Source organism: Mycobacterium sp. DL440 (assembly GCF_011745145.1).
GTDB lineage: Bacteria > Actinomycetota > Actinomycetes > Mycobacteriales > Mycobacteriaceae > Mycobacterium.
On the sequence record NZ_CP050191.1, the window covers coordinates 2,385,392 to 2,397,103 of the forward strand.

The 11,712-nt window shown below is 69.1% G+C and carries 12 protein-coding genes; 6 read left to right on the top strand and 6 right to left on the bottom strand.

All coding sequences use genetic code 11. The annotated features are described in order from the left end of the window. Window positions 1-1,128: a Xaa-Pro peptidase family protein gene (locus tag HBE63_RS11595; protein WP_166904876.1), complete on the top strand. Its 1,128-nt coding sequence runs from the start codon at window positions 1-3 to the stop codon at window positions 1,126-1,128. 7 nt (window positions 1,129-1,135) lie between these two features. On the opposite strand, the gene HBE63_RS11600 is transcribed toward HBE63_RS11595, so the two are convergent. After that, window positions 1,136-1,561 carry a F420-dependent biliverdin reductase gene (locus tag HBE63_RS11600; RefSeq protein WP_166904877.1) on the bottom strand — a complete coding sequence of 142 codons (426 nt, stop codon included), beginning with the start codon at window positions 1,559-1,561 and terminating at the stop codon, window positions 1,136-1,138. A 35-nt stretch (window positions 1,562-1,596) separates the two neighbouring features. On the opposite strand from HBE63_RS11600, the gene HBE63_RS11605 reads away from it, so the two are divergent. The 5 genes from HBE63_RS11605 to HBE63_RS11625 are packed head-to-tail and all read left to right on the top strand — an operon-like array spanning window position 1,597 to window position 6,624. After that, window positions 1,597-2,373, top strand: a complete 777-nt coding sequence (locus HBE63_RS11605; RefSeq protein WP_166904878.1) for an SDR family NAD(P)-dependent oxidoreductase — start codon at window positions 1,597-1,599, stop codon at window positions 2,371-2,373. 8 nt (window positions 2,374-2,381) lie between these two features. Continuing rightward, window positions 2,382-3,554, top strand: a complete 1,173-nt coding sequence (gene cbiE, locus HBE63_RS11610; protein WP_166909677.1) for a precorrin-6y C5,15-methyltransferase (decarboxylating) subunit CbiE — start codon at window positions 2,382-2,384, stop codon at window positions 3,552-3,554. Next, complete coding sequence (gene cobM, locus HBE63_RS11615) at window positions 3,551-4,306, top strand: precorrin-4 C(11)-methyltransferase (protein ID WP_166904879.1); 756 nt, start codon at window positions 3,551-3,553, stop codon at window positions 4,304-4,306. Before cbiE ends, cobM begins: the two co-directional genes overlap by 4 nt. Beyond that, a complete protein-coding gene (locus tag HBE63_RS11620) occupies window positions 4,306-5,037 on the top strand; it encodes a cobalt-precorrin-6A reductase (protein WP_166904880.1) in 732 nt (243 codons plus the stop codon). Before cobM ends, HBE63_RS11620 begins: the two co-directional genes overlap by 1 nt. Window positions 5,038-5,064: 27 nt before the next feature. Then, window positions 5,065-6,624, top strand: a complete 1,560-nt coding sequence (locus HBE63_RS11625; protein WP_166904881.1) for an adenylate/guanylate cyclase domain-containing protein — start codon at window positions 5,065-5,067, stop codon at window positions 6,622-6,624. Here the strand turns inward: HBE63_RS11625 and HBE63_RS11630 are convergent. From HBE63_RS11630 to cobG, 5 genes are all read right to left on the bottom strand, one after another. Further along, window positions 6,614-7,675: a phosphotransferase family protein gene (locus HBE63_RS11630; protein WP_166904882.1), complete on the bottom strand. Its 1,062-nt coding sequence runs from the start codon at window positions 7,673-7,675 to the stop codon at window positions 6,614-6,616. The two genes, HBE63_RS11625 and HBE63_RS11630, sit on opposite strands and share 11 nt — an antisense overlap. Continuing rightward, complete coding sequence (locus HBE63_RS11635; protein WP_166904883.1) at window positions 7,672-8,328, bottom strand: TetR/AcrR family transcriptional regulator; 657 nt, start codon at window positions 8,326-8,328, stop codon at window positions 7,672-7,674. Before HBE63_RS11635 ends, HBE63_RS11630 begins: the two co-directional genes overlap by 4 nt. 96 nt (window positions 8,329-8,424) lie before the next feature. Further along, entirely contained in the window at window positions 8,425-9,960 is a 1,536-nt protein-coding gene (locus HBE63_RS11640) for a precorrin-2 C(20)-methyltransferase (RefSeq protein WP_166904884.1), read from the bottom strand. Beyond that, window positions 9,957-10,583 (bottom strand): precorrin-8X methylmutase, encoded by a 627-nt coding sequence (locus tag HBE63_RS11645; protein ID WP_166904885.1) that lies wholly within the window; start codon window positions 10,581-10,583, stop codon window positions 9,957-9,959. Before HBE63_RS11645 ends, HBE63_RS11640 begins: the two co-directional genes overlap by 4 nt. A gap of 9 nt (window positions 10,584-10,592) precedes the next feature. Beyond that, entirely contained in the window at window positions 10,593-11,711 is a 1,119-nt protein-coding gene (gene cobG / locus HBE63_RS11650) for a precorrin-3B synthase (protein ID WP_166904886.1), read from the bottom strand. Window position 11,712: the final 1 nt, after the last annotated feature.

Consider the following 11,712-nt stretch of genomic DNA (forward strand, 5'->3'; position numbering starts at 1 on the left):
ATGAGTGTCAGCCGATTCAGCACCGATGTCTACGCCCACCGGCTTTCCGCGGCCAAGACCGCCGCAGCCGATGCCGGCCTGGCCGGGTTGGTCATCACCCCCGGCTATGACCTGCGATACCTGGTCGGGTCACGCGCGCAGACCTTCGAACGCCTGACGGCGCTGGTGCTGCCGGCCACCGGGAACCCGACCATCGTGGTGCCGCGTCTGGAGTTGGCCGCGCTGCGCGAATCGGCGGTCACCGAACTCGGTGCGACGGTGCGTGATTGGGTGGACGGCCAGAACCCGTACCAGATGGTGGCCGACGCGCTCGGTGGGCCGGGCAGTGCAGTGGCGGTGACCGATTCCATGCCCGCCCTGCATCTGCTGCCGCTGGCCGACCTGCTCGGTGTGGTTCCGGTACTGGCCACCGACGTGCTGCGTCGCCTGCGGATGATCAAGGACCCCGCCGAGATCGACGCGCTGCGCAAGGCCGGCGCGGCGATCGACCGGGTGCACGCCCGGGTTCCGGAGTTTCTGGTTCCCGGTCGCACCGAAGCCGACGTGGCCGCTGACATCGCTGAAGCGATTGTCGCCGAAGGACATTCAGAGGTTGCGTTCATCATTGTCGGCTCCGGTCCCAACGGTGCCGACCCGCATCATGAATGCTCGGAGCGTGAGCTGAGCGCCGGTGACATCGTCGTCGTCGACATCGGCGGGCCGTACGAGCCCGGCTACAACTCCGACTCGACCCGCACTTACAGCATCGGTGAGCCGGATCCCGAGGTGGCGCGCCGCTACGCGGTGCTGCAGCGGGCCCAGGCCGCGGCCGTCGCGGTGGTGCGCCCCGGGGTGACCGCCGAACAGATCGATGCGGCTGCCCGCGACGTTCTGGCTGCCGAGGGCCTGGCGGAGGCGTTCGTCCACCGCACCGGACACGGCATCGGGCTGTCGGTGCACGAGGAGCCTTACATCGTGGCCGGCAATGACCTGCCGCTGGAGGCCGGCATGGCGTTCAGCGTGGAGCCCGGGGTGTATTTCCCGGGGCAGTGGGGCGCGCGGATCGAGGACATCGTCGTGGTCACCGAGGACGGTGCACTGTCGGTCAACAATCAGCCGCACGATCTTGTCGTGGTGCCGGTGAGGTAAGCCGGGCTCAGGCTTCGCTGCGGTCCAGCAGCTCCGAGGAGCCCAGCACGCGCTCGATCCGTACCTCGATCACCACGCGACGGGGATTCACCCGGGGGGTGCGATAGCGCTGGGCGTAACGGAGCTCGGCGTCGCGGACCGCGTCGGGCTCGCTGCTCACGCTGGACTTGCCTTCCAACGACAGCCAGCGCGCACCGTCGACCTGGCTGAGGACCGCGATGCCACGCTCGTGTGCGTTCACCGCCTTCTGCGAGCCGCCGTTGGTGATGACCCGCGCGATGTGCGTCTTGGGATCGAAGGTGAAACCGACCGCCACCACATGCGGTGAATTGTCCGAGCGCAGCGTGGTCAGCATGGCCAGGTGACGTTCGGTGAGAAACGCCAGCGCCTCGCTGGTGAGCTTGGTGGTTGCCTTGCCACGAGATGTAGCCATCGGGGTCCACGCTAGCGCAGGACATAATCGCTGCCATGCAGGACACAGCAGACACGGCCGGGATTGCCGGCACGGATCCCCGTGTCGTGGTGATTTTCGGGGGCCGCAGCGAGATCGGGATCGAAATCGCGGTGCGGCTCGCGGCCGGTGCGGTCGTGGTGCTCGCCGCACGCCGCGCGGGCGAGCTCGATGAGCAGGTCGCGGCGGTACTGGCGGCCGGTGCCGCGGAGGTCCACACGTCAGAGTTCGATGCCGACGACGTCGCCGCCCACACCCACGTGGTCGAGGCGATCGAGACCGCGCACGGACCCATCGACACCGCGGTGCTCGCCTTCGGGGTCCTCGGCGATCAGGACCGGGCCGAGGTCGACCCCGCTCATGCCGTGGTCGTCGTGCACACCGACTACGTGGCCCAGGTCGGTCTCCTCACCCTGCTGGCCCAGCGCATGCGCGCCGCCGACCGGGGCCGGCTGGTGGTGTTCTCCTCGATCGCCGGCGCCCGGGCCCGCCGCGCCAACTACGTCTACGGCTCGGCAAAGGCCGGGCTGGACGCGTTCGCGAGCGGGCTGGCAGATGCTTTGCACGGAACCGGGGTGAGGCTGCTGATCGTGCGGCCCGGGTTCGTGATCGGCCGGATGACCGCGGGTATGGACCCGGCACCGTTTTCCAGCACTCCGGCTGAGGTGGCCGAAGCGACCGCCAAGGCCCTGGCCCGGGGCAGGAGTGCAGCGTGGGTGCCGTGGGTGATCCGCCCGATGATTTTCGTGACGCGGTTCGTGCCGCGACCGATCTGGCGCAGGATGCCCCGCTAGTGGCCGGGATGATCACCGTGGTCGGCATCGGGGCCGACGGGATGGCGGGGTTGTCGCAGACCTCGCGTGACGAGCTGGCGCGCGCCACCGTGGTGTATGGCTCGCCACGGCAACTGGAACTGCTCGACGACAGCGTGACGTCGGACCGCCGCGAGTGGCCGTCGCCGATGCTGCCCGCGCTGCCGACGCTTTTCGGCGACGCTGATGCGCATGTGGTGGCGAGCGGGGATCCGCTGCTGCACGGCATCGGCGCGACGCTGATCCGGTTGTTCGGCGCGCAGCGGGTCCGGGTGCTGCCGCATGTGTCGAGCGTGACGCTGGCCTGCGCCCGGATGGGGTGGTCGGTGCCCGACACCGAGGTGATCAGCCTGGTGACCGCCGGACCGCACACCGCGGTGCGCCGCGGCGGCCGGGCGATCGTGCTGTCCCGCGATGCACAGACGCCCGTGACGCTGGCGCGGCTGTTGAGCGAATCCGGCCGGGGCGATTCGGAATTGACCGTGCTGGAGCAGCTGGGCGGGCCGGGGGAGCGCCGCCACGACGGCACCGCTGCACAGTGGGCGACGGCCGGCCCGGTGGACGTGAACGATCTCAACGTGATCGCGGTGGCCTACCGGCCCGACGACCGCCGCGCGCACGCATTGCCTGACGAGCTGTTCGCCCATGACGGGCAGCTCACCAAGCAGTCCATCCGCGCGGTCACCCTGGCGGCGCTGGGGCCGCGGCCCGGGGAAGTGCTGTGGGATGTCGGCTCGGGGTCGGGCAGTATCGCGATCGAATGGTCGCGCAGCGCCCCGGGTTGTGCTGCGGTGGCGTTCGAACGCGACGCGCAGCGCCGCGACCGGATCCTCGGCAATGTCACGGCCTTCGGGGTCCGCGTGGACGTACGCGGTGGCGCCCCCGAGTCGTTCGACGGAGCCCCCCAACCTGCGGCGGTCTTCATCGGCGGCGGCGTCACTAAGCCGGGGTTGCTGCAGGCCTGTTTCGATCGCCTGCCCTCAGGTGGGCGGCTGGTGGTCAACGCGGTCACGCTGGAATCAGAAGCGGTTGTCGCGCAATGGTATTCGAAGGAAGGCGGCGAGGTGCGGCGTTATCAGCACTACCAGGGCGGTGCGATCGGTGGGTTCACCGGCTGGCGCCCGGCGCTGCCCGTCACCCAGTGGGCGGTGGTCAAGCCATGACGGTGTATTTCATCGGCGCCGGTCCCGGTGCGGCCGACCTCATCACCGTGCGCGGTGCGCGGTTGCTCGGCGGCTGCCCGGTGTGTCTGTACGCCGGGTCGATCATGCCCGACGATCTGCTGGCGTTGTGTCCGCCCGACGCGAAGGTCGTCGACACCGGGCCGCTGAACCTGGAGCAGATCATCGACGAGTTGGCCGCCGCCGATCGGGCTGGTCTGGATGTCGCCCGCCTGCATTCCGGTGATCCGTCGATCTACAGTGCGCTGGCCGAGCAGTGCCGCAGGCTCGATGAACTGGGAATCGGGTACGAGATCGTGCCGGGCGTACCAGCTTTCGCCGCAGTGGCCGCCGCGCTTGGCCGCGAGCTCACGGTCCCCGGCGTGGCTCAGACCGTCACCTTGAGCCGGGTGGCCACCCTGTCCACGGCGATGCCCGAGGGTGAGGATTTGCGCACCCTGTCGGCACCGGGCGCGACGCTGGTGCTGCACCTGGCGGCGGCGCAGATCGACCACATCGTCCCGCAACTCCTCGACGGCGGGTACCGCCCCGAAACTCCATGCGCCGTGGTGGCATTCGCCAGCTGGCCGCAGGAGATCGTGTTGCGCGGAACGCTGGCCGACATCGCCGAGAAGATGCACGCCGCCGAGGTGACCAAAACCGCGGTCATCGTCGTCGGCGATGTGCTTGCCGCGGAAGGGTTCTCCGACAGTTACCTGTACTCGTCGGATCGGCGCCGCGGGGCCAGCCACTGATGAAAGTCCTTCTGCTCGGCGGCACCGGGGAGGCCCGGGCCCTGGCTGCGGCGTTGCACCCGGAGGTCGAGGTGATCAGCTCGCTGGCAGGTCGGGTCCCGGACCCAGCGCTGCCGGTCGGGCCGGTGCGCATCGGTGGGTTCGGCGGGGTGGACGGGATGCGGCGATGGTTGGTCGACGAGCGCGTCGAAGCGGTGGTCGACGCTACGCATCCCTTCGCCGCCACCATCACCGCCCATGCCGCGCAGGCATGTGCCGAACTCGGGGTGGCCCATCTGGTGCTGGCCCGGCCGGCTTGGCCTCCGGGCTCGGCGATCGTGGTGGGGTCGGACCGGGAGGCAGCCGAAACCGTAGCGGAAAACGGCTATTCACGAGTCTTCCTGACCACCGGGCGGTCCGGCACCCGGGTTTTCAAGGGCGTCGACGCGTGGTTCCTGATCAGGGCTGTCACCCCGCCCGACCCTGACACGCTGCCTGCCGATCACCAACTACTGCTGTCGCGGGGCCCATACGACTACGACGGGGAGTTGGCGCTGCTGCGGGAGCACCGCATCGATGCGTTGGTGACCAAGAACAGCGGCGGCGCGATGACCGAGCCCAAACTGCGGGCGGCCGAGTCGGCGGGCGTGGCGGTGGTGATGGTGGACCGTCCGGCACTTCCACCCGGAGTGCAGACGGTCGCCACGGTCGAGGAGGCTGCGGGCTGGGTTAGGGCCAAAACCGCAGGCTGAGGCACCCCGCAGCAGTAGGCTCCGAACGTGGCGGAGACGTCATATGCACCGTGCGGCGGTCTGAGTCTCGCCTACCAGGTATTCGGAGACGGGCCCGTCGACCTTGTCTACGCCGGTTCGTTCGTCAGCCATCTGGAGCTGTTCTGGACGATGCCCGAGTTCGAGGCCTTCATGGAGCGGATCTCGACGTTCTGCCGCGTCCTGCTGTACGACAAGGCCGGCGTCGGGCTGTCGGACCCCGTCCCGCAGGTACGCACGCTCGACGAACGGGCGGCCGAGATCGAGGCCGTGATGGATGCAGCGGGGTTCGGCCGGGCCGTTCTGTTCGGGTTGAGCGAGGGCGGGCCCGCGGCGATGCTGTTCGCGGCGACGCGGCCCGAACGCACCCAGGCCCTGATCCTCGCCGGCACCTTCGCGTACTTCGGTATCACCGAGTGGGCTGACTTCGACCGTGACCCGTCCGAGCTGCACGCGCGGATCCTGACCGAGATGGGCGAGGACTACACGCCCTCGACCCGGCAGCTCGCCACCTTTCAGGAATTCGGCCGCGCCAGCACCTCGCAGTGGGGTACCGGCGCGGCACTTAAACTCCTGCTCCCGGACGCCGGTTCGGTGCGCCAGCTCGGGATGGTCGAGCGGATGAGTGCCAGCCCGGGAATGGCCCGGGCCACGCTGGGGGCACTGTTCCGGATCGATGTGCGGTCGGTCCTGCCGACGATCACGGCGCCGACTTTGGTCATCCATGCCACCGGCGATCTGGTCCCCATCCAGGGCGGGCGGTATATCGCCGCCCGCATACCGGGTGCGCGGATGCTTGAGGTGGACGGCACCGACCATGCACCCTGGATTGCCAACCCCGACGAGATCACCAGCGAGATCGAGGAATTCCTCACCGGCAGCCATGCCGCACCGGCGCAGTCCCACCGCGCGCTGCGCACGGTGCTGTTCACCGACATGGTGGCCTCCACCCAACACGCCGCGGCCACCGGTGACGAGCGGTGGCGGGCGGTGCTGCATCGGATGGGGGAGATCACCGCAGACCTGACCGGTCGATTCGGTGGTGTTGTGGTGAAGAGCACCGGTGACGGACACCTCGCCACATTCGACGGTCCGACACAGGCGATCCGCTGCGCCGAGGCGCTGCGCGATCAGACCGAAACCATGGGCATCGAGATCCGCGCCGGCATCCACACCGGCGAATGCGAGCTGATGGACGGCGATATCGGGGGAATCGCCGTCCACATCGCGGCGCGCATCCTCGGGTTGGCCGGCGCGGGGGAGATCCTGGTGTCGAGCACTGTCCGGGATCTGGTGGTGGGCTCGGGAACCGGCTTCGAAGACCGCGGCGACGTCGAGCTGCGTGGGGTGCCGGGCACCTGGCGGCTCCTGGCGGTCGATCGGCACGGTGCGCGGGCCGGAACGCCCGAAGCGGAGCTGTCCTCGGTGCCGACGCCTGGTCCGAGGCCCACGATGCGTCGATCGGATCAGGCCATGGCGGTGATGGCACGGCGGATGCCTCGGATCGTGCGGGGGATCGCCCGGGTCACCCCGGGCACCCGCGTCACGGGACCGCCGGTCAGGCGTTGATCAGCTCGAGCGTGCCGAGTTCGCGGATGGCCTGACAGCCGCGCTGGGCCATCACCACCATCATGTCGTCGCCGCGCTCGGTGGAGCTGGCGAACGCGGTGCCCAGCACGGTGATCAGCGGTGCCTGCAGCATGCCCAAACGGTAATCCTGCCAACAAGTTTCGCGATCGTAGCCAGTCACGCCGTGGATCAGCAGCCGGTCGTGGTAGGCCGTGACCAGGTCGGCTTCGGCCGCGGCCCGGACGGTCGGATCCAGGCTGGTCGCCGTGAAATACGACAGGTCGCGCGCGGGCAGGCCGGAGCCGAGAGTCTGCCAGTCCACCACGGTGATCCGGGTGCGGTCGGGGTCGAACAGCATGTTGTCCAGGCGGTAATCGCCGTGCAGAACGGCGAACCGGTCCGGTTCGGCCAGCAGCCACGGCGTGACGACCGACATGGCGGCGCGCATGGTGTCCTGATCCTCGGCGCTGAGGCGGTCGCCGATCTTGTCCAGTGTGATGTCGGCGGCCATCTTGGCGACGTCACCGAATCCCTTGGCGGAGTCGGGTTCAGGCTTGGGCATGGCGATGCCGGGGAAGTTCGCCCACTGTGGGTCGGCCCAGGTCGGCCCGTGCAGATCGGCGAGTGCCTGGACCGCCAGGGTGGCCTCGGCGGGTGTGCATCCGGCGATCTGATCACCTTGCTCAGCTGGTGCCATATCGGCCAGGAGCAGGACGAAATCGGCTCCTTCGCCGTCGATTTCACAGTAGTGACACTGCGGGACCGGGATCTGTACGTGGTCGGCCACATTGGTGTAGAAGGCGTGCTCTGAGCGGTACCCGATGGTGACGCGGTCACGCACGGCGTCGTCCTGCGACGGCAGCTTTACCGCGAAGGTACCGGGCAGGCCGGCGTCGTCGCGGTAGGTGACCGATACCCGGTAGGTGGCGCCGGTCTGGCCCGTCCCGATCGGTGCGGTCTGTACCGAATCGACCTCGGCGCCCAAGATGTGCGACAGCCATCCGGCGGTGACCTCGGCGGGTTTGCCCGGGATGGACACCGCGGCCGTCATCGGGCTTCTCCGGTTTCGCAGATCGTGCCGTAGATCGTGCCCATCCACATCGCTTCTGCACCTTCCAGTAATTGTTGACGGGTCAGCGGCCCACCCATGATGATCCGCTCGACCAGACGATCGTTGAGTTCCATCAGCAGGCTGGCCAGCACTCGGGGCTCCGGGCCGTCGGGAGCGCGGCCGGCGGACCGGTCGGTGGCGATCACGTCGGCGACGGTGGGGACGAACGACTCTCGGGCCTCGTTCCACATGTCCCGCACGGCGCTGTTGGCTGCGCGGGCCTCCCACATCGCTTGGAACAGATAGCGGTGTTCCTCGGCAGTCCGGGCCACCGCCTCAAGCGTGTCGCGGACCCGGGAACGCGGCGGCTCGGCGGTGTTGGCCAGGATGGTGTTGGCCGCCAGGAGGGCTTCGTGCATCGGTTCGAGCAGTGCGGCCACCGCGGCGGCCTTGTTCTCGAAATAGAAATAGAAGGCCGAGCGTCCTACCCCGGCCTCTCGGGCGACCTCGGCGATATTGAGGGCGTCGAACCCGGTCTGCCTCAGGTGTTCGTCGAGTGCCGTCAGGATCGCGGTGCGGCGCTGATCGCTGCGTTGCGGTTGCCGACGGTCAACCGGTGACCGCGCGGGTGCGCCCTGTGGTGCCGTCGGCATGATGGCCGGCCTCCCATTTTCAACGGGTGTGACGCCGGACACTATCGGTCCTTCTGACAGCTGTCAATGAATCTCGACGCGAGTCAGTCGATCAGGTCAGCCGGGGTATTGACGCGGGGTGAACACCCGGTCCTCGGTGGCGTCGCCGGACGACGAACCGGTGTACCACTGCGTCTGCGACGAGCCGATGATCAACATGGTGCGCATGTCCACCTGAGCCGGATCCAGATCGGCCAGTCGCACCACGGACACCCGTTCGCCAGGACCAGGCTGGGCACCGGAGACGGCACGTGCGACGACCACCGGGGTGCTCGGGTCGCGGTACTCCAGCAGCAACTCGCGCATGGCGCCCACCTGCCAGGTCCGCGTCTTCGACGCCGGGTTGTAGATCGCCAGTGCCAGATCGGCCTTGGCCGCGGCGGTGAGACGCTCGGCGATCACGTCCCACGGCTTCAGCCGGTCGGACAGGGAGATCACCGCGTAGTCGTGCCCGAGGGGGGCACCCACCCGGCTGGCGACCGCCTGAGCAGCGGTCATCGCGGGGATCACCCGGACCTCTACGCCGGGCCACTGCTTGGCTTCTTCGAGCACCGCGGTCGCCATCGCGAACACGCCAGGGTCGCCCGACGAGACCACTGCGACCGTGCGTCCCTGCTGGGCGAGCTTGCAGGCCAACTGGGCTCGGGCGGGCTCGTCGGTGTTGTCGCTGGGGTGGTGATGCTGCCCGGCACGGGCTCCCACGCGATCGAGGTACGGGCCGTAGCCGATCAGATCGGTGGCGGCGGACAGTTCGCGGCGGCTCTGCGGGGTCATCCAGTCCGAGTCACCCGGCCCGAGACCCACGACCACCACGCTGCCGTGCGGTGTCGTGGACCGTGAACGCCCCGGCACCATCGCCAGTGAGAAGTACGGCACCTTGATCTCGCCGCCGGTTTCGCCGTCGCCGCCGCCCACCTCGCGGGCCGGCGACACCCGTTGCCGGTCCGTGCTGGCCCGCTCGACGTAGTACGCCTCGTCCAGCCGTCCGGTCGACGACAGCGCCTCGCGCACGCGGGTGTACGAGCGGCCCAGTTTCAGCACGACGGCCGCGTCGGTATCGCCCAGGCGGCGCTCCAGTTCCGCGGTGGGCAAGGTGCCCGGCAGGATCGTCAACACGTCATCGCCCTGCACCAGCGGAGTCCCGGTGGCGGCCGAGGCCGCGCTCACCGACGTGACGCCGGGAACGATGACGGCGTCGAACCGCTCGGTGAGGCGGGTGTGCATGTGCATGTAGGAGCTGTAGAACAGCGGATCACCCTCGGCCAGCAGGGCCACGTCGCGGCCGGCCTCCAGATGCACGGCAATGCGGTCGGCGGCGGCGGCATAGAAATCTTCCATTGCGCCGACGTACCCGCCGGGATGCTCGGTGGTCTCGGTGGTGACGGGATAGACGAGGTGTTCTTCGAGCTGGCCTTCCCGCAGATAGGGCTCGGCGATACTTCGGGCAATGCTCTGGCCGTGCCTGGCGCTGTGGTACGCCACCACGTCGGCGGCACCGATCAGCCGGGCCGCCTTGACTGTCACGAGCTCCGGATCGCCCGGCCCCAACCCGACGCCATACAGGGTTCCGCGCTTGGTGGTATCGGTAGTCACTCGCGTTCACTCGCAATCGCATTGACGGCAGCCGCGGCCATGGCGCTGCCACCGCGCCGGCCGGTCACCACCAGGTAGGACATGCCCCGGGGGTGGTCGATCAGTTCTTCCTTGGACTGTGCCGATCCGACGAAACCGACCGGACCTCCCAGTACGGCCGCCGGGACGGGCGCGCCCTCGTCGAGCAGTTCCAACAGCCGGAACAATGCGGTTGGCGCGTTGCCGATCGCGACCACTGCGCCGCCAAGTCGGTCGGCCCACAGGTCGACGGCCGCAGCGGAGCGGGTGCTGCCCAGCTTCGCGGCCAGCTCAGGTGCCCGGGCATCGGCCACCAGTGAGACCACCTCGTTGTCGGCGGGCAGCCGGGAGCGGGTGATGCCCGCTGCGACCATCGACGAATCGCACAGAATCGTGGCACCCGCGGCGAGGGCGGCATGCGCCCTGGTCACGACATCGTCGGTGTAGGAGACATGATCGGCGACATCGACCTGACCGCAGGTGTGGATCAGCCGCACCACCACCCGCGACACATCGTCGGGGAAGCGCGACAGGTTCGCCTCGGCGCGGATCGTCGCGAATGACTGCCGGTAGATCTCGGCGGCGTCGCGGATGTAGTCGAGCACGCGAACACCCTACGGGGGCGTGATACGCAGGCGGTATCCGTCCTCGGTGGCGACCAGGACCTGTGCGGCCGGCGGGCTGCCGCACGCCCGCTCGCAACCCACGAAATGCCGGTGCGTCTCGGTGGGTGCGTTGACCGCTTCGGCTGCGTCGGCACGCACGTCGGTGGCCGACTTGGCACATCCGGGGCGGCCGGTGCAGGCGCTGACCCGCAGCCAGGGCGAGTTCTCGTCGAATACGAGCCCAAGCGGGGCCAGCACCCGTAAGGCCACGTCCGCCGTGTTTTCCGCGACGTCGCACACCAGCACCGAACGCCAGGGGGTGATGACCAGCGGGGCTTCGATCGCGGCCAGGAAGTGGGCGGTCCGGGCCTGCAACACACCCAGCGGCAGTCCGGCGCCCAGGGTGACGCCGCCGTCACGTTGCTGAATCCAGCCGACGGGTGGTTGAACGGTCGGCGGCCAGGTGGCGCCTGCCGGGGCGCTGACGGCCAGACCGTCCAACAGGGCCGAATGATCCCCGAGTTCGGTTATCCGCCAGGCCTTTCCGCGGATGCTGACGAACCGCCTGGCCACCTCGATGAGAGTGCTCACCGCGTCGCCGGTGCCCAGTCGCACTCCGGTGTCGCGCCCGGCCAGCAGCAACGCACAGGTGCCGTCGTCGCGGGCGTGGACCCCGGCGTCGGCATCGATTCCGGACACGTCACCGCGGCCGTCGTCGAGGCTGAACCAGAACCTACCTGGCAGCTCGGCCAGCGCCGGGTCGGCCTGGATGGCGTCGTCGAGTTCGGTGACCAGCGGGCGGATGTCGATGATGCCGCCCGAGCGTCCGGACAGGGGAGAGGCCACGACGTTGCGGGCCCGCTCGTGTGTCGGTGACGGCAGCAGGCCGGCGTCGGCCAGCGCGGTGGCCGCCCCGCCGGTATCGGTCAATGCCCGGATCTGGATGTTGCCGCGAGACGTGAGTTCCATTGCGGGAGAACCGAATTTGTCGGCAATGTTCGCCAGCGCGGTCATTTGGGCGGGGGTGATCATCCCACCAGGGAGTCGAATCCGTACCAAGGCACCGTCGGCGGCCTGGTGCACAGTGAGCGCACCGGGGCAGGCGTCCTGATCGCGGGTCCTGGTCATA

Bases quoted from the DNA above. Each gene is read 5' to 3' on its own strand.
- cobG (WP_166904886.1), bottom strand. From the start codon at position 11,711: ATGACCAGGACCCGCGATCAGGACGCCTGCCCCGGTGCGCTCACTGTG.
- HBE63_RS11620 (WP_166904880.1), top strand. From the start codon at position 4,306: ATGAAAGTCCTTCTGCTCGGCGGCACCGGGGAGGCCCGGGCCCTGGCT.
- HBE63_RS11600 (WP_166904877.1), bottom strand. From the start codon at position 1,561: ATGGCTACATCTCGTGGCAAGGCAACCACCAAGCTCACCAGCGAGGCG.
- cbiE (WP_166909677.1), top strand. From the start codon at position 2,382: ATGATCACCGTGGTCGGCATCGGGGCCGACGGGATGGCGGGGTTGTCG.
- cobM (WP_166904879.1), top strand. From the start codon at position 3,551: ATGACGGTGTATTTCATCGGCGCCGGTCCCGGTGCGGCCGACCTCATC.
- HBE63_RS11630 (WP_166904882.1), bottom strand. From the start codon at position 7,675: ATGACGGCCGCGGTGTCCATCCCGGGCAAACCCGCCGAGGTCACCGCC.
- HBE63_RS11605 (WP_166904878.1), top strand. From the start codon at position 1,597: ATGCAGGACACAGCAGACACGGCCGGGATTGCCGGCACGGATCCCCGT.
- HBE63_RS11595 (WP_166904876.1), top strand. From the start codon at position 1: ATGAGTGTCAGCCGATTCAGCACCGATGTCTACGCCCACCGGCTTTCC.
- HBE63_RS11635 (WP_166904883.1), bottom strand. From the start codon at position 8,328: ATGCCGACGGCACCACAGGGCGCACCCGCGCGGTCACCGGTTGACCGT.